The sequence below is a fragment of the Azohydromonas lata genome (assembly GCF_034427735.1).
Classification (GTDB): domain Bacteria; phylum Pseudomonadota; class Gammaproteobacteria; order Burkholderiales; family Burkholderiaceae_C; genus Azohydromonas; species Azohydromonas lata.
On the sequence record NZ_JAXOJX010000007.1, the window covers coordinates 88605 to 113877 of the forward strand.

The following is a 25273-nucleotide window of genomic DNA, read 5'->3' on the forward strand; positions in this document are numbered from 1 at the left end:
CGATCAGCCGGCGGCACCGCCTTCGCGCTGGAATGCGACGTCAGCCGCGAAGCCAGCGTGCAGGACGCCGCGCGGCGCGTGCGGCACGAGCTGGGCGACTGCGGCGTGCTGGTCAACAACGCCGGCATGCTGCGCCCGGCGGCGCTGGACAGCGTCACGGTCGAGGAGTGGAACGCGGTGCTGGCCGTCAACCTCACCGGCCAGTTGCTGTGCGCACGGGCGTTTCGCCCGCAACTGCAGGCCGCCGGCCAGGGCAGCATCGTCAACGTCGCCTCCATCGCCGCGCTGCATCCGCAAACGCGCAGCGGCGCCTACAGCGCCAGCAAGGCTGGCGTGCTGCTGATGTCGCGCCAGCTCGCGGCCGAATGGGGTCCGCTGGGCCTGCGCAGCAATGCCATCTGTCCCGGCATGATCCGCACCCCGCTGTCGGCCAAGTTCTACGAGGAGCCGGGCTTCGAGGCCCGCCGCGCCGCCCTCACCGCCAGCCGCCGCGTGGGCGAACCCCTGGACATCGCCAACGCCGCGCTGTTCCTGGCCAGCCCGCGCAGCGGCTACCTCAACGGCGCCGAGCTGGTGGTGGACGGCGGCATGGACACCATGCTCATGGACCTGGTGCCCCGGCCCGGCTTCAACGCCACCCCTGCCTGAGCTCCCGGGCCGCAACCCGCGCCACGCGCGCACCGGCCCATTCCTTTCCCACTTTCTCCTCATACAGGAGGGCTGCCGCATGGGCGCCAATCACCCACCCCGGACACGGCACTGCGACCTGCTCGTCATAGGCGCGGGCGCGGGCGGCCTGTCCACCGCCATCACCGCCAGGAAGCACGGCCTGGACGTCGTTGTCATCGAGAAAGACACCGTCTTCGGCGGCACCACCGCCTTTTCCGGCGGCGTGCTGTGGATTCCCGGCAACCCGCACGCCCAGGCCGCCGGCGTGCGCGACAGCCGCGAGGCCGCGCGCCAGTACCTGAAGAACGAGTGCGGCGCCTTCTTCGACGAAGCCGCCGTCGAGGCCTTCCTGGACAAGGCGCCGGAGATGGTCGAGTTCTTCGAGCGCGAGACCACGGTGAAATTCGTGCCCACGCTCTACCCGGACTACCACCCCACGGTGCCGGGCGGCGTCGACGTGGGCCGCTCCATCCTGGCCGCGCCCTACGACATCCGCGGCCTGGGAGCCGACAGGGCGCGGCTGCGCCCGCCGCTGGAGACCATCACCTTCATCGGCATGATGTTCAACAGCTCCAACGCGGACCTGAAGCACTTCTTCAACGCCACCCGGTCGCTCGCGTCGTTCGGCTACGTCGTCAAGCGGCTTGCGCGCCACTTGCTGGAGCTGGCGCGCTACGGGCGCGGCATCAACGTCACCAGCGGCAACGCGCTGGCGGCGCGCCTGGCCAAGAGTGCGCTGGACCTGGGCATTCCCATCCTGACCGGCACGCCGGCGCAGCAACTGCTGCAGGACGGTGCTGCCGTGGCCGGCGCCCGCGTGCGGGATGCGCAGGGCGAGTTCGAGATCCGCGCCCGCCGTGGCGTGGTGCTGGCCTGCGGCGGCTTCTCGCACGACGTGCGGCGGCTGCAGGCGGCCTACCCGCACGTCAAGCGCGGCGGCGAGCATGTCTCGCCCGTGCCCCAGGGCAACACCGGCGACGGCGCGCGCATGGCCGAGCAGGCCGGCGGCAGCGTGCCCCTGCGCTACCCGCAGCCGGCGGCCTGGATGCCGGTGTCCCGGGTGCCGCTGGGACAGGGCCGCGTGGGCGTGTTCCCGCACCTGCTGGACCGCTACAAGCCCGGGATCATCGGCGTCACGCGCCGGGGCCGGCGCTTTTGCAACGAGTCCGAGAGCTACCACGACGTGGGCGCCGCGATGGTCAAGGCCTGCGAGGGCGAGCGCGAGACGGCGATGTGGCTGGTCTGCGACCACCTCACGATCCGCAAGTACGGCCTGGGCCATGTGAAACCTGCGCCCATGCCGCTGCGGTCCTTCCTCAAGAGCGGCTACCTGGCCAAAGGCCGCACGCTGGCCGAGCTGGCCCGCAACGCCGGCCTGGACCCGGCCGGGCTGGAGCGCACCGTGCGCGAGTACAACGCGGGCGCCGTGCGCGGCGTGGACGAGCAGTTCGGCCGCGGCGGCACCAGCTTCAACCGCTACCTGGCCGACCCCGCCCAACGGCCCAACCCCTGCGTGGCGCCCATTGGGCAGGGGCCCTACTACGCGCTCAAGGTGGTGATGGGCGACCTGGGCACCTTCGACGGCATACGCACCGACGTGGCCGGCTGCGTGCTGGACGGGCGCGACGCGCCCATCGCCGGCCTCTATGCCGTGGGCAACGACCGCGCCAGCATCATGGGCGGTAACTACCCCGGCGCCGGCATCACGCTGGGGCCCATCATGACCTTCGGCTACATCACCGCCCGCCACATCGCCGGCGTGGAAACACTGAACGCGCCGTCGCAACAGGCGCCGGCCGGGGAGCTGCACCATGCCGCCTGACCTGGCCCGCTACCCGCTGGTGGACCACCGCGTCTACACCATCGCGCTGCGCCGGATGAACGAGTTCATCGAGGTGTTCGACCGGCTGGCCATGCCGGTGCTGCTGGAGACCCTGGGCCAGCCCCTGGGCTTTCACGTCAGCCAAGTGGGGCCGCTGAACCAGTTCGTCCACCTCTGGGCCTACGAGAGCCTGGCCGAGTACGAGCGGCGCAGCGCGCTGCGCGACAGCCACCCCGCCTTCCCGGCCTACCTGCAAGCCTCGGCGCAGCTGATCGTGGCGCAGGAGAACCGGCTCATCCGCCGCATCGAGCTGCCCAGCCTGAAGCAGCGGGCCTGAAGCGGCCCAACCCCGGGCCCGCCTGTCCATTCATCCAGACCACAAGGAGACAAGCCATGACGAAGACGCCCACATTCCGCCGCCGCCTCGTGCAGGCCGCCACCGCGCTGTGCGCGCTGGGTGCCGCGCTGCCCGCGCTCGCGCAGCAGCCCTGGCCCAGCAAACCCATACGCATGGTGGTGGGCTTCCCGCCGGGCGGCACCACCGACGTCATGGCGCGCGTGGTGGCCGTGCCGCTGCAAAAGGCGCTTGGGCAGACCGTCATCATCGACAACAAGCCCGGTGCCAGCGGCAACCTGGCGGTCAGCGAGGTCGGCAAGGCGCCGGCCGACGGCTACACGCTGATGGTGGCGCCGATCTCGGTGCAGACGGCCAACCCCTCCCTCTTCAAGCCCGCGCTCAACCCCGAGCGCGACCTGCAGCCCGTGGTCAGCATGGGCCATACGCAGCTGTACCTGGTGGTCCGCAAGGATTTGCCGGTGAAGAGCGCCGCCGAGCTGGTGCAATTGGCCAAGGCCAGCCCCGGCAAGCTCACCTACGGCTCAGGCGGCCCCGGCACGCAGATGCACCTGGTGGGCGAGCTGTTCAAGCAGCAGGCCGGCATGGACGCCGTGCACGTGCCCTACCGGGGCGCGGCACCGGCGCTGCAGGACCTGCTGGCCGGCCAGATCGACTACTACTTCGACCCCGCCAGCGGCTTCAGCCACATCCGCGAAGGCCGCGCCCGGCTGCTGGCGGTGACCGGCACCCGGCGCTCCCCCTTCTTCCCGGACGCGCCCACGCTGGCCGAGGCCGGCATCAAGGGCGTGGAGCTGGGCAACTGGTTCGGCCTGTTCGCGCCCGCGGCCACGCCGGCGGAGGTGGTGGCGCGGCTGAGCCGCGAGGTCGCCAAGGCCGTGGCGCTGCCGGAAGTGAAGCAACGCTTCGCGGAGCTGGGCGTCGAACCCGTGGCCCAGGACAGCGCCACGTTCCACAAGACGGTCGCGGACGAAACGAAGCTGCTCTCCGCCCTGATCAAGGAACGCCGGATCGCCATCGACTGAAGTCGGCATGCAGCCCGCGCCCCGTGGCCTTCAGCACGGCGCGGCGTGGGCTGAGCCGGCTTGCCGCAGCGCCGCACCAATGGCTGCCGCCGTGCGCGTGCCGCGAGGGCCGAGCAGGCCCTGCAAATCGCTCAGCGCCGCGGCAAGCTGCTCCACGCAGGCCTTGCACCACCACAGCGGCAGCGCCGGATCGCGCGCGGTGTGCAGCAGCAGCTTGGCCATGTGCCGCAGCACGCTCACCTCGTCGAACACGCCCAGCCGCGCCAGCTTGGCGCCGCCGAGCACATAGTGGTGAATGCGCTGCGGATCGCCTGCATGCCGGGCCCGGCACACGTCCTGTTGCAGCGCTTGCCAGCGCTGCAGGAGCTGCTGCACGGGCTGCGTCAATCGCGAGGCCACGGTTTGCAATGCAACGGCATCGCGCGTGCATGGCCTTGCACCGTACAGCGGATGGTCACCGCCATCGGGCATGCCACGGACAGGGTTGGGCGAGGTGTGGTTGTTCACTGCGACGTTTGCGTTATGGGCAGAAGTGCAGGCCTTGTGCCACGCCTGCGCGTCCAGCACAGAGCGGCCCCGGTCACGCGCGGCAGCGCCACGACCTGAAGGGTCGCGGTGCCGCCGCGCCGTTGGGCTCGATGCGGACAGGAGAACAAAGCGGGCGGCAGCCGAAGCTGCGCGGGGTGGGAATAAGGAACCTGGAGAAGACAAACAGTCAACCCACCCTGCGAATCACCCGGTAAACCCAGGCTGCATTGCAGTTGCGTCTGCAAGCACCTGAGAGGCATCGTGGCGGCGAAAAATTAGACGAGGCTTAGCCAGGCGGCCTCCTGCGTAACGGTTGGCTAAACCCAGGCACACCCCCGGTCCATGGCGCCTGCCCCTGTCGGGAGCCGCAAGCCGTGGCAAGTCTTGCGGGCGCCGCAGTCACTGCTGTACGGCAGCGGCACCCGTGGCCGACATGGCCTCCAGGCCGGCGGAGGCTTCCGTGCCGACCCCTTGCACGCTGGGCACGGGCGTGCCGGCCGGCGTCGGCATGTCGACGGCACCGGCATCGGCCACCACGGCCGTCAAGGGCAGCTGGAGCGCCCAGCCCGTGCCGGCTGCGCTCGCCACCATCGCCAGCACCAGCCCCAAGGCGCGCAGCTTCGACTTCCCATCCATGGCCATCTCCTTGCAGGTTGCGGTCTCCCAGTCAGGCGGCGGCAGGTCCCGCCGCAGCGACCGGCAAGGCTGAGTAGCCGCCTGTGCCGCAATGGTTCAAAGAGACGGATGCCTTCCAAGCCGTGCGGGCTGCCGTCACGACGACGCCGCAGCCTCCTGCCGGACGAACGTGCCCAGCAGCGCCAGCACGGCCAGCAGCAGCACCACGCCGTCGAAGGCCTGCGCGATGAGCAGGATGTCCCCGCCCTGGGCCAGGCGCCAGCCGGCCACCATGGCCGGCACGCCCATGGCCAGGTAGGACAGGATGAACAGCGCCGACAGCACGCCGGCGCGCTGGTGCGCGGCCAGCGGACCGACCAGCGTGCGCAGCGCGCCCTGGAACGCCGTGCCGAAGCCCACGCCCGCCATCGCCGTGCCGGCCAGGAACACCCCCACCGAGTGCGTTGCCAGCGCCACCATGACCACAGCCAAGCCGGCGGGCAGCAAGCTGGTGCCTATGCGCAACAGCCGCTGCGCGGAGCGTTGCCGCAGCGCCAGCACCGCCAGCGCACCGCTGCCGGCCAGAACGAACAGCGCCAGCCCGCCCAACAGGAAAGAGGCCGACCCGGCCAGGCTGCGCAGCAGCGTCGGCCCAAGCGAGCCGTAGAAGCCCGCCACCGCCCAAGCCGCCACGATGGCCGGCGTGACCAGCAGCAGCGGCTTGACCACGTGCGCCGGCACGCTCAGTTGCGGGCGCAGCGAAGCCAGCGCCCCAGGCCGCCGCTCGGCCGTCTCGCCCACGAAGGCCAGCGCCACGCCCTGCAGGACGAACACCGCGCCCATGACGGCATAGACCAGGTGCGTCGGCTGCGGCAGGTACTGCACCAGCGAGCCGGCCAGGATGCCGCCCACCGCCGTGCCCAGCATGGGCGCCACGGCGTTGGCCACCGCACCGCGGGCACGGTCCAGGTCCAGCAGCCCGGCGCCCACCGCGGCGACCGCGGCACCGGTGGACAGCCCCTGCAGCACCCGCGCCAGCAGCAAGTCGCCCACGTCGCCGGCCAGCGCGAACACCACCATGGTCAGGGCCTGCGCCGCGGCAGCCGCCATCAGCACGGGACGCCGGCCCACATGGTCCGACAAGCGCCCCGCCACCAGCAGCGCCAGCAGCACCGCGATGGCATACACCCCGAACACCAGGGTCAGCATGGTCGATGAGAAGCCCCACTGCGCCTGATAGACCGCGTACAGCGGCGTGGGCGCGCTGGAGCCCGCCAGGAAGCTCAGCGCCATGGATGCCTTGAGCACGAAAGCGCCCTGAGGGGGCAAGCGCCTCGTGCGCGGCATGGGCAGCGCGGGCGGGGACGTGGGGTTGGCACAGGTCACGGCAACTCCTGTCAAAGTGAAGCTTTGCAGACAGACCGATCTGTCTGATTGCTTGAAGTGTACAGACCTGTCTGGTAGATTCAAGTCATGGCCACCAAACGCAATGCCGATCCCGCACCCCGTTCCGCACGCGAGCGGCTGCTGGCCGCGGCGGACGAGCTGTTTTACGAAGGCGGCATCCATACCGTGGGCATCGACCGGGTGATCGAGCGCGCCGGCGTGGCCAAGGCGTCGCTGTACGACTGTTTCGGCAGCAAGGACGAGCTCATACGCGCCTACCTCCAGGCGCGGCACGAGGTGCGCAAGGCACGCATCACGCAGCGCCTGGAGCGTTGCGACACCCCGCGCCAGAAGCTGCTGGGCGTGTTCGACGCGCTGTGCGAAGCCACGGCGGCGCCGGGCTTCCGCGGCTGCGCGTTCACCCGCGTCACGGCCGAGACGCAGCCCAGCGCGGGCGTGAAGGCGGTGTGCGACGAGGCCCGCGGCTGGCTGCGCGAGCTGTTCACGTCGCTGGCGCGGGAAGCCGGCGTGGCCGATGCCGCCGGCTTGGCGCGGCAGCTCGCGCTGCTCTACGACGGCGCCCTGGCCGCCTCGCAAGTCGGCACCGGCGCCGAGGCGGCCGAAACGGCACGCGGCGCGGCGCAAGTGATGCTGGATGCGGCGCTCGCAGCCGGTTCCTCAACCTGAAAACCTGCACCGCCATGGCCGCTCACACCGCTGGACAACCGCTGTACCTGGACAACCTGGCCGTGGGCGACCGCTTCGAAAGCGGCACGCTGCTGGTCGAGGCGGACGAGGTGCGGAGCTTCGCGGCGCGCTTTGATCCGCAGCCTTTTCATCTGGACGAAGCGGCGGCCCGCGCCAGCGTGTTCGGCGGCCTGGCCGCCAGCGGGTGGCACACGGCCGCCCTCACTATGCGCCTGCTGGTGGAAAGCCTGCCCTTTGGCTGCGGCGTCATAGGCGCGGGCACCGAGCTGCAATGGCCGCGGCCCACGCGCCCCGGCGACTTGCTGCGCGTGAGCACGACGGTGCTTGACGTCGCCCCGTCGCGCTCCAAGGCCGATCGCGGCATCGTGACCTGCCGCTCGGAAACGCTGAACCAGCGCGGCGAGTGCGTGCAAAGCATGACCGCGCGGCTGCTGGTGTTGCGGCGGCCCCAGGCCGCAACGGCGTGAAGCGGCCTGCGCCAGCCTGAGACGCCTGGGCCCACGCCTGTGGCGTGGCGCGCAAGGATGGGCTTCGCGCCGGTGCGCGGGCCTCAAGGGCCGGCCGTCACGCCGGCGGGCGCCCAAGGCCCCAGGCCCAGGGGCGGATGACGACGCTGTCGTACACCCCTTCGCGCACGTAGGGGTCGCCCTCGATGAACTGCTGCACCGCCTGCAGCGTTGCGGCCTGCACGATCAACAGCGTCCCGTTCATGTGCTGGTCCTGCGCCTCCAGGGTGGGCCCGCCGTGCAGCACGCGAACGCCGCATTCATGCGCGTCGCGCAGCCGCCGGCGGTGCTCTTCGCGCACGCGCGTGCGCCGCTCCAGCGCATCGGCCCGGTCGGTGGCCCACACGGCGAAGTAGGGGTGCGGCGCTTGGGCCATGCTCACGGCTCCAGCGGTGCCAGCACGAGGCGCAGGTCCAGGCGCCGCCGGCCCTGGGCGTCCCCGTCGAAGCTCGCCACCAGCGAGTTGCGCACGCCGAAGACGACGTCCGAGTCGAGGTACGGGTCGCCCGCCCGGAACACGTGCGTGATCAAGGTCTGGTAGCCCGCGGCCTTGACCATGAAATGCACGTGCGCGGGACGCCAGGGATGGCGGCCCGTGGCCACGAGCATCTCGCCCACCGGCCCATCGGTGGGAATCGGGTAGGCCCTCGGCACGATGCTGCGAAAGCGCAGGCGCCCTTCCACGTCGGCCTTCATCACCGCACGCGCGCGGCGCCGTGAACCGAGGGCGGGAATCTGCACGTCGTACAGGCCCTGCTCGTCGGCCTGCCACACGTCCACCTCGGCATGGGGAATGGGCGTGCCGTCGAGCGCGCACACGCACAGCTCCACGTCCAGCGGCTCCCCCGGTGCACCGGCGGCGATGTCGTCGCCCTGCTCCATGCGCGGCGCGTCGTGGACATGGAAGGGGCCGAACACGGTGGCCTCCGTCGCGCCTGCCGGACGCGCGTTGTTCAGGGCCACCGCGAGCATGGACAGGCCCAGCGTGTCCGACAGCAGGATGAGCTCCTGGCGCTTGTCGTCGCACTTTTGACCGGCGGCGGTGAGGAAGGCGATGCCCCGCATGAGCTCGGCCTCGGTGAGCCTGACCTCGCGCGCGAAGTCGTGCAGGTGGCGCACCAGCGCGCCCATGATCTCCTGGAGCCGCGGGTCGTCGCAGCCTTCCAGGCTCTGCAGCACGGCCCGCGTGATGTTGAACTCGTCGATGTTGCGCATGGCGGCTCCTCGGGTCTTGGCGTGCGCCGGCAAGAGCTAGGGCGTCGGCGCGCTGCCGTCCCACGCGCGCTGCAGCAGCGCGCGCAAGGCGGCGCGCTCCAGCGGGCGGGGGTTGGGGTACGGCGCCGACACGGCCAGGTCGGCCACGCGGTCCAGCCCGTCGGCGGGCATGCCGATGTCCTTGAGCGCCGTGGGCGCCCCAAGGCGGGCCGCGAGCTGCTGCAGCGCCAGCGGCGCGTCCGGGGCATCCAACGCGCGGGAGAGGGCCGCCATGGCCTGGGGCGCGTTGGGCGCGTTGTAGGCCAGGGCATGCGGCAGCACGACGGTGTGCACCTCGGCATGCGGCAAGTTGAAGCTGCCGCCCAGGGTGTGGCAGAGCTTGTGGTGCAGGCCCATGGCGCCGTTGCCCAGCACCACGCCGCACAGCCAGGCGCCGTAGAGGGCATCGCTGCGCGCGGCCAGGTCGGAAGGGTCGCGGTGCAGCGCGGGCAGGGCCTGCGCCAGCGCGCGTATGCCGTCCTCGGCCATGAGGCTCAGGATGGGGTTGCCGTTGTGCGCGTACAGGCCTTCGGCCGCATGCGCGATGGCGTTGAGCCCGCTGCTCACGCTCAGGCCCACGGGCAGCGTGAGCGTGAGGCGGGGGTCGTAGATCACGGTGCGCGGCAGCACGCGGGCGTCGCGCCCGGTCTTCTTGATGCCGCCCTCGGTGAGGCCGTAGATGGGCGTCATCTCGCTGCCGGCGTAGGTGGTGGGCACCGCGATGATGGGCAGCCCGCTGTCCAGCGCGATGGCCTTGCCCAGCCCGGTGGTCGAGCCCCCGCCTATGGCCACGGCGCAGTCCGCACCCAGCCGCCGGGCCTGCTCGCGGGCCTCGCGGGCCGTCTCCACGGGCACGTGCATCACCGCGCGGGCGAACACGCCGGCACTGCGCGCGCCCAGCATGTCGGCCACGCGCTGGGCCTGCGCCTGCTGGTCCGGCGTGGACAGCACCAGCGCCTTGGCCGCACCCAGCCGCTCGACCTCGGCGGGCAGTTGCTCCAGCGTGCCGGGGCCGAAGACGACGCGGGGCAGGCGGGCCTGGAAAGTGAAGGGCGTCATGGCAGCCTCCTCATTCCAGCGGCAGCTTGCGCTCGGCCACCAGGCGGGCCCAGCGCTGGCGCTCGGTGGCCAGCGTCTGGCCGAACTGCTCAGGCGTGCTGCCTATGCCCTTGAGGCCCTGCTCTTCCAGCCGCGCACGGAAGACGGGCGCGGCCAGGATCTTGGCCACCTCCGCCTGCAGCCGTGCAATCACCGGCGCGGGCGTGCCCGCGGGCGCCAGCAGGCCCACCCACGATTCGACCTCGAAGCCCGGGTAACCGGACTCCGCCACGGTGGGCACGCCCGCATACGCGGGCGAGCGCTGCGCCCCGGTCTGCGCCAGCGCGCGCAGCTTGCCGGCCTTCACGTGCGGCTGCGCCAGCACGGCCGACAGGAACATCATGTCCACCTGACCGCCCAACAGGTCCTGCTGCGCCGGGCCGCCGCCGCGGTAGGGCACGTGGTTGATCTGCGTGGCCGACACGCTCTTGAAGTACTCGGCCGTCAGGTGGTTGCTGCTGCCCGCGCCGGTGGTGGCGTAGTTGAACTTGTCGGGCTGGCTGCGCAACTGCGCCACCAGCGCCTTGAGGTCAGGCGCCGTCACGCGCGGGCTGACCACCAGCACCAGCGGGTTGCTGGCGATCTGCGTCACCGGCGCGAGCTTCTTCAGGATGCCCTCGCCCACCCGCGGATACACCAGCGGGTAGGTGACGTAGGAATCGAACACCATCAGCAGCGTGTGCCCGTCGGCCGGGGCGCGCGACACCTCGGCCGAGCCGACCGAGCCGCCCGCGCCGGCCTTGTTGTCGATGATCACGGTCTGCCCAAGCGCCTGCTGCAGCCCGGGCTGCAGTTGCCGCGCCACCATGTCCACGATGCCTCCCGGCGGGAATGGGACGACGATGCGCACCGGCTTGGCCGGCCAGGCCTGCGCGTGCAGCGAGAAGGCGGCCAGCGACATCGCGCCGGCCACGAGGAAGGAGAACAAGGGCTTCATGAGGGTGGGGCTCCGTGGGGGCTGTCGCATCCGGCATCAGCGCCGGTACCAGGGCGGGATCTGGGCATCGACGTTGACCCAGACGCTCTTGACGGTGGTGTATTCGCGCATCGCGTCAAAGCCCATCTCGCGGCCATAGCCGCTGGCGCCGTTGCCGCCAAAGGGCGAGCCGGGGTTCACGCGCTTGTAGCTGTTGATCCACACCATGCCGGCATGGATGTCGCGCGCCAGCTTGTGGGCGCGCTGCACGTTGGACGTCCACAGCCCGCTGCCCAGGCCGTACTCGGTGCCGTTGGCAATGGCCAGCGCTTGGGCGTCGTCCTTGAAGGTCAGCACCGTCACCACCGGGCCGAAGACTTCCTCCTGCGCGATGCGGTCGCGATAGCTGCGCGCCCGCACGATGGTGGGCTCCACGTAGCAGCCCTGCGCCAGCGCCGCGTCCGCGGGCGGGCGGCCGCCGGCCAGCACTTCGCCGCCCTGGTCCTTGGCGATCTCGACGTAGCTGAGCACCCGGTCGCGCTGCTGCGCGCTGGTCAGGGGGCCCATCTCGGTGTCCGGATCGAGCTGGTTGCCCACGCGTATGGAGCGCGCCAGCGGCAGGAACCTGTCCAGGAACTCGTCGGCAATGCGCTCGTGCAGCACCAGCCGCGTGCCCGCGATGCAGGCCTGGCCCTGGTTGTGGAAGATGGCCCAGGCGCTGCCGTTGACGGCGGCCGTGAGGTTGGCGTCGTCGAACACGATGTTGGGGCCCTTGCCGCCCAGCTCCAGCTGCACCTTCTTGAGGTTGGAGGCGGAGGCCTGCACGATGCGCCGCCCCGTGGCCGTGCTGCCGGTGAAGGCCACCTTGCCGATGGCCGGATGCTCGGCGATGTACTGGCCCGCCACCGAGCCCAGCCCGGGCACGACGTTGACCACGCCGGCGGGCATGCCGGCCTCGGCCATGAGCTCGGCCACCTTGAGCGTGCTCAGCGGCGTGAGCTCCGCGGGCTTGAGCACCACGCAGTTGCCCGCGGCCAGCGCCGGGCCCATCTTCCAGGCCGTGAACATCAGCGGAAAGTTCCAGGGGACGACCTGGCCCACCACGCCTATGGGCTCGCGCAGCGTGTAGTTGAGGAAGCCCTCTTCCACGGGAATGGTCTCGCCCTGGAACTTGTCGGCCATGCCGCCGAAGTAGCGGAAGCACGCGGCCGTGCGCGGCACGTCCAGGCTGCGCGAGTCGCGCAGCGGGTGGCCGGTGTCCAGGGACTCCAGCCGCGCCAGCTCCTCGGCGTTGGCTTCTATCAGGTCGGCCAGGCGCAGCAGGATGCGGCCCCGGTCGGCGGCGGCCATGCGGCTCCAGGCCGGAAAGGCGCGCTGCGCCGCGGCCACGGCCAGGTCCACGTCCTCGCGGCCGGCCATGGCGACGTCGGCGATGACGCTGAGGTCGTGCGGGTTGTGCGTGGGCAGCGTCTGGCCCGCGAGGGCATCGACGAACCGGCCGTCGATGAAGAGCTGGTGGCGTATGCGCAGGCCTTGGGCCGCGGCCGGGAGATCGTTGGGCAGCTTCATGGCGTCGGGCTCAGCGTTGGTTGGGCTTGTCGGCCAGCCACGGGTAGCGGCCGGTGTCCTGGCCCGCGTAGTCGGGGTCCAGGTAGATGAAGCAGCGCTGTATCTGCCAGTCGCGGATCTCGAACACGTCGCACCAGTGCCCCGCGCCCCACGCGGGCACGCCGGCGCGCCAGGGGCCGTCGCGGTGCTCGCCGTGGCTGGTGCCTTCGCACACCAGCAGGTCGCCGCCGGAGAAGATCCAGTTGAAGTGCGCGAAGTGGTGGTGGATGGACTTGAGCGTGGCGCCCACGTCGCCGAACAGGCGCCCTATCTCGTCGCGCCCGCTGGCCAGGCCCCACTTCGGGAAATAGACCTGCGCGTCGGTGGCGAACAGCTCCAGGATGGAGCCGCCGCCGGAGGTGACGCCCGCGTTGTCGAAGGCCTTGAGGTACTCGACGGCAACGGACTTGCGCTGCTCGTCGGTCATGGTTTGGCGGGTCAGTGCCATGGCGGTTCCTTTGCTCACTTGAGCGTTTGCAGGTACTCGATGAGCGCGGCGCGCTTGGCGGGGTCGTCCTGGAAATAGACCATCCCGCTGCCCGGCGCGACGCTTTGCGTGTCGGTGAGCCAGCGATCGAGCAGCGCGGCGTCCCAGGTCTTGCCCTTGAGCGCGTCGGCGTGCGGCTTGGAAAATTCGAAGCCCGGCGCCACGCCCGCCGGGCGGCCCAGCAGGCCGAACAGGTTGGGGCCCACGCCATGGCCTTCGGCCTTGGCGAAGTTGTGGCATTGGGCGCAGCTCGCGCGCGCCAGGCGCTCGCCGAGCTGGGCGTCGGCCCAGGCCGGCGCGGCGGCCAGCAGCAGGGTGCCCAGGGCACTCAGCAGCGCGGCCTTCATGCGGCGCTCCCGGGCTCGGCGGCGGCGGCACGGCCGGCGCGGTAGGCGAAGGCGATGATGGGCCCCAGCGTCGCGCCCCCGGCCCAATACGCCCGCCCCGAGGCCGAGGCCACGCAGTTGCCCACGCCGTAGAGGCCGGGCACGGGCTTGTCGGCGGCATCGAGCACGCGGCCCTGGGTGTCGGTCTTTGGGCCGCCCTTGGTGTCCAGCGCGCCGGGCACCACCAGCGCGGCGTAGTAGGGGCCGGTGTCGGCCAGCGGCCACAGCGTGGGGTTGGCGCGGCCGGGCTCGTCCTTCACGTCGCCGTTGAAGAGCTGCTCGACCACGCGCTCGCCGCGGTGCTGGTCCACGTCCTTGCCGGCCTTGGCCAGCTCGTTGTAGCGGGCGATCGAGGCCTGCAGTTGCGCCAGGAAGTCCGGCGCCAGCCGCACGCCGCCGGTGACGCCGGCGTACTTCGCAAGCCGCTCGTCGATGGCGCGGGCCAGCGCGGGCAGGTCCGCCGCCTTGATGACGTGCCTGTCATCCGTGCCCGGCGGCACGATCAGGCGCCCGTACTCGGGGCTGGCCGAGTGCTGCTGCGAGCGCTGGTCCCAGAGGGCGATGCGCACCAGGTCCGGGAACTCGGCCTTGGCGCCGTCCCAGGCGTGGAAGCTGTGGGCCAGCTCGTTGTACTGCAGCTTCTCGTTGACGTTGCGGCGCCCGTACTTGTTGACCCACAGCATGGAGTCGCCGGCCACCGAGAACATGCCGGAGATGGAGCCGTCCCGCGCCACGGCCTTCTCCAGCGGGATGGGGCACATCCACGCATGGTTCATGTTGCGCAACTGCACGCCCAGCGGCGAGGACAGCGCGACGAAGTCGCCCTCGTTGCTGGGCGCGGCGCAGCCGCCGAAGATGGGACCGCTGAGAAAATTGCGCCGCAGCTCCGGGTTGTGCGTGAAACCACCCGTGGCAAACACCACGGCCTTGCGTGCACCAAAGCGCGTGACCTTGCCCAGCTCGTCCTGCGCCTCGACGCCGACGACGCGGCCCTCGGCGTTGCGCAAGATGCGCGTCACCTGCTGCCCGGTGCGTATGGGAATGCCCTCCTGCCGCGCCTTGGCCGACATCATGCGTATGGCCACGCGCCCGCCATCGGACATGCTTGGGCTGGCCTCGGCCGGCACCAGCACCCTCCCCTTGGGCGCCTTGTTTTCCGGCAGTTCCGCGAAATAGTCGGGCACGTCCGCCATATGCCTGTAGGGCAGCGCGCCCTTGGCCGCCAGCAGCTCCGCCGCGGGCGAGGCGCTGTCGTAGATGGCCTCGCACATGTCGTACTCCCACGGCGACAGGCCGTAGCGCGGCGCGCGCGGGTCGTAGCCTTGCGGGTTGCTCAGCCGGGCCACGTACTTCAGGAAGTCCGGCTTGGGGTCGGCCATGCCGGCCTTGCGCATGGCCTCGTTGTTGGGCACCCAGTACCAGAACGCGGCCTTGCTGGTGGTGCCGCCGATGCTGCCGGCCTTCTCCAGGATCACCGAGCTGGCGCCTTGCCACTTGGCGAACAGCGCCGTGGCCAGGCCGCCGCAGCCGCTGCCGCACACGACCAGGTCGTACTCGGCATCGAAGGCGGTTGCGGCCGCAGCGGAGGTGCCGGCCACGCCCAGGGCCGTGGCGGCGACGGCCGCGGTGCCCGCGCCGGCGCTGCGGATGAAGTGGCGGCGCGAGGGCTCGGCCGGGCCGCCGTGGTGGGAAGTGCTCATGCTGTCTCCTGTCAGAAGTAATGCCAGTACTGAAGGAAAACCCCGTTGGTCACGGACGTGTTGCGGCCGTTCACGCCCTTGGCGTAATGGATCTCGAACTGGTCGTAGGTCTTGGCGCGCTGGATCTGGAACAGCACGCCCACGCTGGCCGCGGTCTCGCGGCTGTCGGAGTTGGGCAACACCAACCCGGTCTCCTTGTCGTAGGCGCGGCGGGTCTTCTGGAAGTCCAGGCCGACGAATGGGATGGTGTGCACGCCGCGGTCGTAGCGCACGGGTTCCAGCCCGTAGCCCAGGCGCACGTTGGCGTGCAGGGTGTTGCCGGCATCCACGTCGTTGGCGCCGGTGCGGTGCGTGGTGCCGCGCAGCACGCCGCCCACCAGCACGTCCAGGTTCAGGCGGTCGCCGAACCAGGCGTTGTAGAAGGCCGACGGCCACAGCGCCCAGGTGTCGGAGGTGACCTCCTTGGCGCCTATGGGCACCTGCACCAGGGCCTGCAGCCCCAGCGTGCTGGTGGGCGTGGGCTTGACGAAGGCCAGGCCGCCGACCAGCGGGTCGCCGATGCCGCTGGCGGAAAAGCCGCGGCCCTGGGCGCGCACTTCCGGAATCGTCACCGAGCCCACCCAGCCCACCTGCGGCAGGCCGTCGAGCTTCCAGTAGTGCAGCAGCGAGGTCAGGCCCACGAAGGTGTGGCCGCCGTTGCCGTCCACCTTGTTGCCGCCGGCATCGAACACGCGCTGGTCGCTGGTGTACTGGACGAACTGGCCGACCGAGTTGTAGGGCTGGTCGTAGTCCAGCGGGAACTCGAAGCTCTGCGGCCGGTTGCCGGCGAAGGGAATGCCGCCTGCGCATGCGCTGCCGGCCGCGGCCATGCAGCCCGTGGCCAGCAGCACCGAGCCGGCGCGGGATGGAAACGTCTTCATCGTGCCTCTGCGAAATCGTTGGGCAAGGCTGCGCCCTTCACCGCGCGCCGCTCGGGGCGCGCGGTGGCCGGGGCCAGGCTTGGGGTGCCGCGCTCAGGCGGCGGGCGTCAGCTCAGAACTGGACGGGGATCTCCGGGCTCTCGCCCTTCTGGATCTCGTACACCAGCGAGGGCGAGCCGTTCTCCCACACCAGCAGCATCGAGCGCTTGGGGCTGTAGCCCTGGTGGCGGCAGTAGGCGGGCATGGCCGCCATGTCGCCGGCCTTCATGATCACGCGGGCCAGGGGCTTGCCGGTGTCCTTGTCGGCACAGTCCCAGTGGATCTCGTCGCACATCTGGAAGAACCACTCCACGCGGTCGTTGCCGTGCAGGATGGGCAGGATGTGCTCCTCGGTGGTCGGGCACATGTAGCTGTGCTTGACGACCGAGGTGAAGCTCGGGTTCCACGTCACCTGCGAGCGGCTCAGGAAGCCGAACAGGTTGAAGGCGTGCACCTCGTCCTCGAAGCCCGGCTCGGGGTGCAGCTCCGGCTGCTCCTGCGGCACGTCGGCGAAGGCGCGGTTCACCGGGGCCCCGCGCTCGTCGCTGCGCAGGTCGAGGTCACCCTTGAGGCCCACGCAGCGCTTGGCCAGCTCGCGGGCCCGCGTGATCCTGGCGCGGTTGTTGCCCTGCTTGCGGCCGTAGGGCGAGCCGGTTTCCTGCGGGGCGGAGAAGGGGTCGAAGCGCTCGTTGGTCCAGTCGTCGAGCATGGCCTCGAAGGTGGCGCGTATCTCGTCCGTGGCGAAGTTCTCCAGCCGGTCCACGCCCGCTTCCTTCATGGTCCCGTTGAAGCTGCCGGCGAAGAGGTCAACGGTCTTGTAGTGGTTGTGCGTGCCCACCACGTCGTCGAAGCTGACGGTGCCGTAGAAGAAGCCCCAGGCCACGTCGCGCATGAGCGCACGCAGGAAGTTGCCCGCGTCCATGGTGTGGCTCATGGGCCTGCCGTCGCGGGCGGTCCAGCCGACGTGGGCGAAGTATTCGTCGCGGCGGAAGGTGAAGCCGCCCAGCGCGAAGCGCTGGTAGCCGCAGGTGAGGTCCGACGTCGCGGACGCGGGCTGGGCAAGGGCGGTGGCTGCTGCGTTCATGTCAAGGTCTCCGGCGTGTTGCAAGGCTTCAGGCGGTCTGGCAGATCTCGGCCCAGCGCTCGATGCTGAGATCGCCCTTGCAGGTCTGCAGCACCACCACGCCCGGCGTGGCGCTGCGCAACTGGTAGGCCGTGTTCCTGGGCAGCAGCGCCTGGTGGCCGCGCTGCAGGCGCATCCAGCCCATGCGGGCGCCGCGCGGCGGGCCCTCGACCTGCACGGCGCCGTTCTTGTCCGGGTCCGGTACCGTCTGCGCCGCTTCGAGCTTGACGACGTGCACCTCGACGTCGCCGTCCATCACCAGGGCGAACTCGTCGTGCGCGCAGGTGTACCAGGGGGAGCTCCCTTCGGCGCGCAGGCACTCCAGCACGTAGACCTGGTTCTGGCCGAACACCACCCGCTCGTAGGGCTTGCTGTGGGCCGCGATGTCGAAGCAGTTGGAGAAGGCGTAGTGCCGCACGTCGTCGGCGATGGCCTGCACGCCGCCCTTCTCGTAATTCGACAGCGACCCGAAACGGGTCTGGTATTCGACTGCGCTCATGTCTCGCTCCTGTGGACGCTGGCGGTCCGGTGAATCAGTGGAGCGAAGTCTAGGAAGCGCCCTGCCCTGGCGGTAGACAGCGCGACGCGACTGGATTGTTTGGAGTTTCCAAACAATGGCGAGGGTCTTCCCTAGAGCCTGTCAGGAACTGAGCGGGTTGATCCCGTGTAGGCCCGCACGGCTGGACCGATGGCTCGCGCCAAGCACGCGAGCCACGCACAATCGCCGCTTCCTGGCCTGGAGCAGCTCATGGCACACGCGCACGGTTTCGCCACCTTGTCGTTACCTCCACACCAGCGGGTGGCCGGTTGGACGCAGGCGGTGTCCGACCGCTTCGTGGAGTCGGACTTCAAGATTGCGGAGCCCGCGGGCTTCGACGCCGCCATGCTCAATCGCGACCTGGCCGCGCTGTCGCTCACGCGTTTTTGCTCCAGCGGGCACGGCAGCAAGCGCGTGACGCGCTCGCAGCGCCAGGCCGCGCGCGGTGCCGAGGAGTTTTTCCTGCTCAACCTGCAGCTTGCCGGCCGTGGCGCGGTGCGCCAGGCGGGCCGCGAGACCTGGCTGGCGCCGGGCGAGTTCGCCATCTACGACACGCGCCGCCCCTACGAGCTGGCCTACGACGCCGACTACCGGCAGGTGGTGCTGCGCATTCCCAGGCGCGAGCTGCTGGCGCGACTGGGCGGCTGTGATGGGCTGGTGGCCCGGGCCGCCCCGGCCGACACGCTGCCCGGCCGGCTGCTGCAGCCCATGCTCATGGCGCTCGGCGAGGACCTGTCGGCGACACAGGCCGGCACCGCGGAGGATCTGGCCAGCGCCCTGCTGGACGTCGTCACGGCGGGCCTGCGGGAGTTGCGCGGCGAAGCGGCACCCTCGAGCTGTCCGCGGTTCGAGCGCGTGAAGCTTCAGGCCCTGAAACGGCTGCACGACCCGTCGCTGACTTTGGGTGACCTCGCCCAGGCGGCCGGCGTGTCGCTGCGCAGCCTGCACCAGCTGTTCCGAACGCAGGGCTGCACGGCCTCGCGCTGGATCTGGCAGCAGCGGCTGGCCGCCTGCGAGCGGGTGCTGCGCGATCCGGCTGCCTCGCACCGCATGCTCACGCAAGTCGCTTTCGATCACGGCTTCAGCGACGCGGCGCATTTCAGCCGGACCTTCCAGCAACGCTACGGATGCTCGCCCAGCGAATACCGGCGCAGGTGCGGCGCTGCCGTGCAGCGCGGGGGCTGAACGGCGCGCCGCTACCCCGTTCTTCAGCGGATGGCGATGGGCGCCACCGGCGAGCCCGAGGCGCCCACCAGCGGCAGCGGCGTCATGACGAACAGGAACTCGTGCGCGCCGTCCGCGGCCAGGGCTTCAAGATCGAGGTTCTCGATGTTGTAGATGCCGGCCTGGGTGCCCATGATCTGGTGGCAGGGCCACAGCACCGCGGCGTCGTGCGGGTTGGGGACGACATCGCAGCCGTAGGTGTCGCAGCCGGTGGCCGCGGGCTTCTGGCGCACGATCCACTCGCAGGCCTGCGGCCCCCAGCCGGGCGCGTTGCCGGTGTAGGCGGCCGGGTCGCTCTTCCACAGCTGTGCCCATCCGGTGCGCAGCAGCAACGTGTCGCCTTCGCGCAAGCTGAGCTTCTGGCGTGCCAGCGCGCCCTGCAGGTCGGCCGCCGTGACCTCGTAGCCGGGCGGCAGCCGCTGCACGCCCTTGTAGGCCGCCACGTCGACCAGCACGCCACGCGTGACGAAAGGGCCCGCGTGCTCAATCCCCAGGCGCTGCAGCCCGTTGCGCCGCACGAACTCGCGCCGGTCGTTGCCGTTGTAGTAGAGGTCGCCGATGCCCACGTGACCGAGGCCGTCGAGCTGCGTGCCGACCTGTCCCAGCTCGCCAGCAACGAAGTCGAGGTTGGCCGTCAGCGCGTTCTTGCTCGGCGGCTCGTCAGCGTGCGGGATGGTGAGCTGGAAGGAGCGCCCGCCCCAAATGGGCATGTCGGAGCGAAACGGCTGGGCCAGCGAATGGATGCGCCCGGTCTTGGCCAGGCGCAGCGCCGCAAGCGTGCGCTCCGGGGTGATGCGGTTGGCCGCGCCGCGCTGGTCCTGCACGCCCCACTCGGACGGGAACCAGGCCGGAGCTTCAGCCGCCGAGGCCGGCGCAGCCGCGCAGGCCAGGAGCAACGAGGCTGCCGCATGGCGGCTGTGGGAGGCACGTGTGGCTGGAGCAGGCATGTCTTCCTCGTGGTGTTGGTGCGGGCAGTCCATGCGGACCACGACACGGAAGGTGCCTTGGAAGGCCGGCGCCGTCTTGCCTGCGCGTGCCGGGCGCTTGTCCGTCCATGCGAGATGGCGTCCTTCGTGGGCGCACTTCGGCACAAGCCGCGGCGCTGTGCCGCGGTGGCTCGGCTCACACCTGCGCCATGCCGCCGTCGGCGAACAGCTCGGCGCCGTTGACGAAGCTGGAGTCATCCGATGCCAGGAAGAGCACCACCTTGGAGATTTCCTCCGGCTCCGCCACGCGCCCAAGCGGAATCTGGCTGGCCAGGTGATCGAGCAGGCCTTGCTGGGCGGCAGGATCGTTGCCGGCCAGCTCCACCAGCCCCGGCGTACGCACAGGCCCCGGGCTGATCACGTTGACGCGGATGTGGCGCTCCTTCAGGTCCAGGATCCAGCTGCGCGCCAGCGCACGCACCGCAGCCTTGCTGGCGCTGTAGACGCTGAAGGCCGCCGTACCGGTGATGGTGGTCGTCGAGCCGGGCAGGATGACGGAAGCGCCCTTGGCCAGCAGCGGCAGCGCCTTCTGCACCGTGAACAGCAAGCCCTTGACGTTGCGGTCGAAAGTGTCCGCGTAGTGCTCTTCGGTGATCTGGCCCAGCGGCAGCATGCCGCCGCCGCCCGCATTCACGAACAGGCTATCGATACGGCCGGCGCGTTCGCGGATCGTCTCGACGAGGCGGTCGAGGTCGGCATTGTTCGCCGAATCGGCCTGCACCCCGACCGCGTTCTTGCCAATGGCTGCGACAGCGGCGTCCAGCTCGGCCTGGCGGCGGCCGGTGATGAAGACCTGGGCGCCTTCGGCGTGGAACAGCTTGGCAGTCGCCAAGCCGATGCCGGAGGTTCCACCGGTGATGACAGCGACTTTTCCTTCGAGCTTCTTCATGACGTCCTCATGTGGTTGGTGAGCGAATGAGGAGCACTGTAGACAGTCCACTAATAGAATCAAAGACGCAAAATCTGGAATCATTATCCACATACATGCACAATCAACCGCATGGACCAACTTCTTGCGATTCGGGTTTTCGTCCGCATAGCCGACGCCGGCAGCTTCAGCCGCGCCGCTGACCAGCTCGGGTTGCCCCGCTCGACGGCGAGCAAATTGATCCAGGAGCTGGAAGAAGCGCTGGGCACCAGGCTGATCCAGCGCACCACGCGCCAAGCCACGGTCACGCCGGAAGGTGCGGCTTACTACGAGCGAGCGCTGCACCTGCTCAGCGAGCTGGACGACATGAATGCCATGGCGCGCGGAACGCGTGCACAGCCTCGTGGCCGGCTGCGCGTGGACATCGGCTCCTCATTGGCGAACCTGGCCCTGATTCCGGCGCTGCCGGCCTTCCAGGCCCGCTATCCGGACATCGAGCTGCGCCTGGGCGTCAGCGACCGGCCGGCCGACATGATCAGCGAGGGCATCGATTGCGTGATCCGCGGCGGGGCTCTGACCGAAAGCTCACTCGTTGCCCGCAAGCTGTGCGAGCTCGACATGCTGGTGTGTGCCCACCGCTCCTATGTGGAGCGCCACGGTCTGCCGGCCCATCCCTCGGAGCTGCTGGCCGGACACCGCCTGGTCGGCTACTTTTCTTCGCTGACAGGCAAATCGTTTCCGCTGCGCTTCGAGCGAGCGGGGGAAGTCATCGAGGTGCCGACCGAGGGTGGCGTCGCGGTCAACGAAAGCACGGCACACCTGAACGCGCTGCGGGCCGGCCTGGGCATCGGCCTGAATTTCCGCTTTCAGATCCAGCCTGACCTGGACCGTGGCGAGCTGGTCCAGGTCCTGCCGGATTGGTGCCAGGCGCACATGCCGCTGTACGCGATGTACCCGCAGAACCGTCACCTGAACGCCAGGGCGCGCGTGTTCGTCGACTGGATCGCCGAAGTCTTTGAAGCCCTCGATGCACGGCAAACGGGGCTGTCGGCTCAGCCTCTGCGCGACGTCACGCCCGCAGCAGCGGGCGTCAGGTGAAGCCTGGCGCCGGGTTCGAGGGGCTTCGCGCCGGCACTCCGCGAGGGCTGCGGTGCGGCTGGAAAACCCGATCCACGGTGGCGCGGGCACGACGGCCGGCCTTGCCGCTTCAACTGCCGCGGCGCTTGACCAGGTTCAGCACTGCCTTGAACTGCGGGTGGCGGCAATGGCGCACCCACTCGAAGAGCACCATTTCATCGCTGACGACGGTCGCGCCGGCCTCGCGCAGGCGCTGCATGGCCGCCAGCTTGTCGGCAGCGCGGCGCGAGCCGCACGCCGTCTCGACCACCCAGGTCCGGAAGCCGCGCTCCAGCAGCCCCAGGGCGGTTTGCATCAGGCACACGTGCGCTTCGCAGCCTGCCATCACGACCGCGGGCTGGTCGCCTGGCGCACGGCCCTCGGTCAGCAATTCCGCCAGCCCGTCGCTACAGGCGTCGAAGTGCATCTTGGACAGCGTCACGTCGCAGCGCCGGCGCACGGCTTCGTCGTTGCGGCCGAGCCCGTCCGGGTTCTGTTCCGTGCCCACGACCCGGACGCCCAGCGCGCGCGCGGCATCTGCCAGCACAAGCGCGGCCTCGACCACGGCCGGTGCACCATGAATCGCCGGCATGAGCCGCCCCTGGTAATCGACCAGCACCAGCACGCTGCGAGCGGCATCCATCTTCAGCATGGCCCGTTTCCTTCCCATTGACAGCTTGTGTGGGGGCAAGGATAGGCGGGCGCCGGCTCAGTCCTCCAGCAACTGCGGCGGTGTCAGCCCCTGCTCGATGAGCGCCTTGTCCCAGGGCGGCTCGCCACCGCTGAAGCTCGCGCCCAGGCTCTCGATGAACAGGCGCAGCTTGAACGCGCCCCGCAGCGTGCGGGCGTAGACGGCGGAGAGCCAGAACGCCGAGAGCTGGTAGTCCGGCAGCACGATCCTGAGCCGGCCGCTGCAAAGGCCCTCGGCCGCCACCAGCGTGGGCAGGCACACGATGCCCGCGTGCTCGCAGACGTAGTCGCGCAGCAGGTGCACCGAGTTGCTCATCAGCACGGGCTTGAGGTCCAGCGTCACGCTGTCCTCGCCGGCGCGGTGGAAGGTCCAGCGGTCGCGGGTGGGGTAGCCCGAATAGAGGCCCAGGCGGTGGCCAAACAGGTCGCGGGGCATGCGCGGCGAGCCGTGCTTGAGCAGGTACTCCGACGAGGCACAGAACACGCGGCGCACCGGGAACAGCCGGCGCGACACCAGCTCGTCCGACACGGGCTTGAATATCTGCAGCGCCACGTCGAAGCCCTGCTTCACCGGGTCTATGACCGCGTCGCTCACGAACAGGTCCAGCACGATGTCCGGGTAGCGCTCCTGGAACTCCCGCAGCAGGCTGGCCGCATGTCCCAGCATGAAGCCGGTGAGCGCATGCACCCGCAGCAAGCCTGCTGGCGTGCCGCGCACCTCGCGCATCTGGTCCACCAGGTCGTTGGTGCGCGTCACCAGCTCCAGGCAGTCGCGATAGAAGGCCTGCCCCATCTCCGACAGCCGCACGGTGCGTGTCGTGCGATGGAACAGCGCGTCGCCAAGCACCTCTTCAAGCTGCTGCACCCGGGTCGTGACCACGGCCCTCGACAGGCGCAACTGCCGCGCGGCTTCGGCAAAGCTTTGCGTCTGCGCCACGCGCACGAAGGCCTCGATGCTCAGGAAGCGGTCCATACGTGTTCAACGATGAGCGTGCCGCAGTGCGGCGGCCTCAAAACCAGGCTCGTGAAGCACTCCATGCCGCCAACAGCGTGAGTAGTGGGGCCAGGGATTATCGAAGCAAGCGGCTTCCATCAAAAAATGTTTGTTGTCACCATCAATATATTTGCCGACACAATAAGCAGCACCTTGACCCGGGCCCCGGCTTCTCAAGACAGCGGAGACCGGAGCAAGGAGAAGCTTTTGGGGAACGTTGTCGCCCACCCTGGGGGCAGCGGCGCGATGAATACATTCTCCGTCCGGTAATGCGCAATTTTCCAGACGCCTTGTTCACGGCGAAACAGGCAGCGCAGCCGGCTGGAGCGCAGCAAGGACGAACTGTCTGCGTAAATCCAGGGCTGGAACTGGACCCAAAGGCCCTCGGCGACATCACCCTTGACCTCTATATTTTCCGTGGTCAGATAATGGCAATTGAATATCAGCCGCGGTTCCTGGGCATTGAAAAAATTGCTGAAGTGCCCGGCGATTCGGGCTCGCCCTTCCAGGCGGCCGAACTGGTTTTCATAATATTCGCCCACGCCTTCCCATACGCCGTCCTCGCAAAACAGCGCGGCAATGGCATGCACGCGCTGCGCCTCGGAAAGGTCGGCATCTGGCAAGGGCAGGTCGCACAAGCGCATGTAACGAGAAATCAGGCGCCGGATATCCGACTCCGCGGACAGGCGACGAAACACCTCTGCCGCGTCGGCAGGCCAATCGTTCATGGTGCTGGGCATGGTGAAAATCTCAGATGAGGTTGGAGAGGGGGGTTTCAAACCCGCAGCGTCGGCGCATGGATTTCCGTCTCCATGGCGCCATGCGGGCTGACGCCTTCAAACGCAGGAAAACCTTCATAATCCGCCCGCAACTCCCGCCGCACCGGAGAATCGAGCGCCTCATTCAATGCCTGCAGGGAATCGAACATGACCAGATTGCGCTGGAGTGCCCGCGATTTTGAAATGGCCAGACCATTGTCGCAGTCCACCCGGGAATACACCTCCAGCGCGCGCAAGCCGGGAAGCTTTTTCATCAGCGGCGGGTGATGGCGCAGGTAATGGGCCAGCCAGGCCTCGTCGTCGGCAGCACGCCCCTCATAGGAAACGAAATAGGTACAGGCTTGGCGGACCGCTTTTTCCTGTCGCGGCCAGGCCGTCGCCAAGGCATAACGGCGCACGGCCATGACCTGCTGGCTCCAGCGCAAATCCTGCAGTGCCGCAACGTCGCTCCTGCGCCAGGCGCAATCCAGCGCCGCGCCACGCGCCAGCGCAGCCTCCAGCGCCGGCAAATCGTCGAAGTAAAACTGAAACACCCCTGCCGGCCCTTCGCCATGCGCGATTGCAGGGTCCTGCGCCCGGCCACCGGCGCGATGCACCGTCAGCCGAGCCAAACCGGGAATGGCACGCAAGGAGCGGACAAAAGCCGGGCTTATCGATGGCGCAACGAGGTTGGCCTGTGCTTTGCCGGCCTGCGCCAGCAGGAATAAGCAGTAATTCATGAGCAGCCTGCAAGGAATACCGCCTTGCTGTTGATGGGAAGAGCGCTTCAACGGTTGACAAGCCGTCTGCTGAAAATACATCTTTGGGCAACAGCTTGATGTCCGTCAAATTCATATCACCAATACAGCAGATTCATCTCGCGAATGCGCTGGCAAGCGGCTGATTTTTCTGGATTTGCTTCTCCGCAACGGCACTTGAATTCGCCGCCTGCAT

Annotated in this window: 27 protein-coding genes and 1 pseudogene; 8 read left to right on the forward strand and 20 right to left on the reverse strand. The window is 69.6% G+C overall.

All coding sequences use genetic code 11. The annotated features are described in order from the left end of the window. The 4 genes and pseudogenes from SM757_RS06765 to SM757_RS06780 form a co-directional block, all read left to right on the forward strand. Positions 1–648: pseudogene (locus SM757_RS06765) on the forward strand (SDR family NAD(P)-dependent oxidoreductase); the annotation flags it as partial. A 79-nt stretch (positions 649–727) separates the two neighbouring features. Continuing rightward, positions 728–2491 carry an FAD-dependent oxidoreductase gene (locus tag SM757_RS06770; RefSeq protein WP_322464880.1) on the forward strand — a complete coding sequence of 588 codons (1764 nt, stop codon included), beginning with the start codon at positions 728–730 and terminating at the stop codon, positions 2489–2491. Beyond that, complete coding sequence (locus SM757_RS06775) at positions 2481–2828, forward strand: NIPSNAP family protein (protein WP_066336211.1); 348 nt, start codon at positions 2481–2483, stop codon at positions 2826–2828. The genes SM757_RS06770 and SM757_RS06775 overlap by 11 nt, the downstream gene beginning before the upstream one ends. A 56-nt stretch (positions 2829–2884) precedes the next feature. Next, positions 2885–3871, forward strand: coding sequence for a Bug family tripartite tricarboxylate transporter substrate binding protein (locus tag SM757_RS06780; protein WP_322464881.1), 987 nt, complete (start codon positions 2885–2887; stop codon positions 3869–3871). Positions 3872–3901: 30 nt separating this feature from the next. On the opposite strand, the gene SM757_RS06785 is transcribed toward SM757_RS06780, so the two are convergent. From SM757_RS06785 to SM757_RS06795, 3 genes are all read right to left on the reverse strand, one after another. Beyond that, complete coding sequence (locus SM757_RS06785; protein WP_157118932.1) at positions 3902–4270, reverse strand: hypothetical protein; 369 nt, start codon at positions 4268–4270, stop codon at positions 3902–3904. A gap of 528 nt (positions 4271–4798) precedes the next feature. Continuing rightward, the gene (locus SM757_RS06790; RefSeq protein WP_322464882.1) at positions 4799–5035 is read right to left on the reverse strand and encodes a hypothetical protein; all 237 of its coding nucleotides are present in this window, start codon (positions 5033–5035) and stop codon (positions 4799–4801) included. A gap of 135 nt (positions 5036–5170) precedes the next feature. Beyond that, entirely contained in the window at positions 5171–6400 is a 1230-nt protein-coding gene (locus tag SM757_RS06795) for an MFS transporter (protein ID WP_322464883.1), read from the reverse strand. A gap of 87 nt (positions 6401–6487) precedes the next feature. On the opposite strand from SM757_RS06795, the gene SM757_RS06800 reads away from it, so the two are divergent. Both SM757_RS06800 and SM757_RS06805 read left to right on the forward strand, forming a co-directional pair. Then, positions 6488–7087, forward strand: a complete 600-nt coding sequence (locus SM757_RS06800; RefSeq protein ID WP_066336188.1) for a TetR/AcrR family transcriptional regulator — start codon at positions 6488–6490, stop codon at positions 7085–7087. 14 nt (positions 7088–7101) lie between these two features. Next, entirely contained in the window at positions 7102–7575 is a 474-nt protein-coding gene (locus tag SM757_RS06805; protein ID WP_322464884.1) for a MaoC family dehydratase, read from the forward strand. 97 nt (positions 7576–7672) lie between these two features. Here SM757_RS06805 and SM757_RS06810 read toward each other — a convergent pair whose 3' ends face one another. From SM757_RS06810 to SM757_RS06860, 11 genes are all read right to left on the reverse strand, one after another. Further along, positions 7673–7990 carry a YciI family protein gene (locus tag SM757_RS06810; RefSeq protein WP_322464885.1) on the reverse strand — a complete coding sequence of 106 codons (318 nt, stop codon included), beginning with the start codon at positions 7988–7990 and terminating at the stop codon, positions 7673–7675. Between the two features lie 2 nt (positions 7991–7992). After that, positions 7993–8829 carry a dioxygenase family protein gene (locus tag SM757_RS06815; protein WP_322464886.1) on the reverse strand — a complete coding sequence of 279 codons (837 nt, stop codon included), beginning with the start codon at positions 8827–8829 and terminating at the stop codon, positions 7993–7995. Positions 8830–8865: 36 nt separating this feature from the next. Next, the gene (locus SM757_RS06820) at positions 8866–9927 is read right to left on the reverse strand and encodes a maleylacetate reductase (RefSeq protein ID WP_322464887.1); all 1062 of its coding nucleotides are present in this window, start codon (positions 9925–9927) and stop codon (positions 8866–8868) included. A 10-nt stretch (positions 9928–9937) separates the two neighbouring features. Continuing rightward, a complete protein-coding gene (locus SM757_RS06825) occupies positions 9938–10903 on the reverse strand; it encodes a Bug family tripartite tricarboxylate transporter substrate binding protein (protein WP_322464888.1) in 966 nt (321 codons plus the stop codon). Positions 10904–10939: 36 nt separating this feature from the next. Continuing rightward, complete coding sequence (locus SM757_RS06830) at positions 10940–12406, reverse strand: aldehyde dehydrogenase family protein (protein ID WP_066336253.1); 1467 nt, start codon at positions 12404–12406, stop codon at positions 10940–10942. Between the two features lie 55 nt (positions 12407–12461). Continuing rightward, complete coding sequence (locus SM757_RS06835) at positions 12462–12938, reverse strand: nuclear transport factor 2 family protein (protein WP_322464889.1); 477 nt, start codon at positions 12936–12938, stop codon at positions 12462–12464. 14 nt (positions 12939–12952) lie between these two features. Beyond that, positions 12953–13324, reverse strand: coding sequence for a c-type cytochrome (locus tag SM757_RS06840; RefSeq protein WP_066336172.1), 372 nt, complete (start codon positions 13322–13324; stop codon positions 12953–12955). Next, positions 13321–15063: an FAD-dependent oxidoreductase gene (locus tag SM757_RS06845; protein WP_322464890.1), complete on the reverse strand. Its 1743-nt coding sequence runs from the start codon at positions 15061–15063 to the stop codon at positions 13321–13323. The genes SM757_RS06840 and SM757_RS06845 overlap by 4 nt, the downstream gene beginning before the upstream one ends. An 11-nt stretch (positions 15064–15074) precedes the next feature. After that, positions 15075–15983, reverse strand: coding sequence for a transporter (locus tag SM757_RS06850; RefSeq protein WP_322464891.1), 909 nt, complete (start codon positions 15981–15983; stop codon positions 15075–15077). A 112-nt stretch (positions 15984–16095) separates the two neighbouring features. Then, positions 16096–17106 carry a hydroxyquinol 1,2-dioxygenase gene (locus SM757_RS06855; RefSeq protein WP_322464892.1) on the reverse strand — a complete coding sequence of 337 codons (1011 nt, stop codon included), beginning with the start codon at positions 17104–17106 and terminating at the stop codon, positions 16096–16098. A 28-nt stretch (positions 17107–17134) separates the two neighbouring features. Further along, the gene (locus SM757_RS06860; protein WP_322464893.1) at positions 17135–17644 is read right to left on the reverse strand and encodes a cupin domain-containing protein; all 510 of its coding nucleotides are present in this window, start codon (positions 17642–17644) and stop codon (positions 17135–17137) included. 249 nt (positions 17645–17893) lie between these two features. Here SM757_RS06860 and SM757_RS06865 point away from each other — a divergent pair, with 249 nt between their 5' ends. Next, positions 17894–18868 carry an AraC-like ligand-binding domain-containing protein gene (locus tag SM757_RS06865; RefSeq protein ID WP_322464894.1) on the forward strand — a complete coding sequence of 325 codons (975 nt, stop codon included), beginning with the start codon at positions 17894–17896 and terminating at the stop codon, positions 18866–18868. Between the two features lie 23 nt (positions 18869–18891). On the opposite strand, the gene SM757_RS06870 is transcribed toward SM757_RS06865, so the two are convergent. Both SM757_RS06870 and SM757_RS06875 read right to left on the reverse strand, forming a co-directional pair. Then, positions 18892–19854, reverse strand: a complete 963-nt coding sequence (locus tag SM757_RS06870) for a cyclase family protein (RefSeq protein WP_322464895.1) — start codon at positions 19852–19854, stop codon at positions 18892–18894. Positions 19855–20029: 175 nt separating this feature from the next. Further along, positions 20030–20782, reverse strand: a complete 753-nt coding sequence (locus SM757_RS06875; RefSeq protein ID WP_322464896.1) for an SDR family oxidoreductase — start codon at positions 20780–20782, stop codon at positions 20030–20032. A 111-nt stretch (positions 20783–20893) separates the two neighbouring features. On the opposite strand from SM757_RS06875, the gene SM757_RS06880 reads away from it, so the two are divergent. Next, positions 20894–21859: a LysR family transcriptional regulator gene (locus tag SM757_RS06880; RefSeq protein WP_322464897.1), complete on the forward strand. Its 966-nt coding sequence runs from the start codon at positions 20894–20896 to the stop codon at positions 21857–21859. A gap of 109 nt (positions 21860–21968) precedes the next feature. Here the strand turns inward: SM757_RS06880 and SM757_RS06885 are convergent, their stop codons facing one another. The 4 genes from SM757_RS06885 to SM757_RS06900 form a co-directional block, all read right to left on the reverse strand. Then, positions 21969–22529, reverse strand: a complete 561-nt coding sequence (locus SM757_RS06885; protein ID WP_322464898.1) for an isochorismatase family protein — start codon at positions 22527–22529, stop codon at positions 21969–21971. A 57-nt stretch (positions 22530–22586) separates the two neighbouring features. Then, entirely contained in the window at positions 22587–23540 is a 954-nt protein-coding gene (locus SM757_RS06890; RefSeq protein ID WP_322464899.1) for a LysR family transcriptional regulator, read from the reverse strand. A gap of 194 nt (positions 23541–23734) precedes the next feature. Then, positions 23735–24301: a nuclear transport factor 2 family protein gene (locus tag SM757_RS06895; RefSeq protein ID WP_322464900.1), complete on the reverse strand. Its 567-nt coding sequence runs from the start codon at positions 24299–24301 to the stop codon at positions 23735–23737. Positions 24302–24336: 35 nt separating this feature from the next. Next, positions 24337–25059: an EthD family reductase gene (locus SM757_RS06900; protein ID WP_322464901.1), complete on the reverse strand. Its 723-nt coding sequence runs from the start codon at positions 25057–25059 to the stop codon at positions 24337–24339. Positions 25060–25273: the final 214 nt, after the last annotated feature.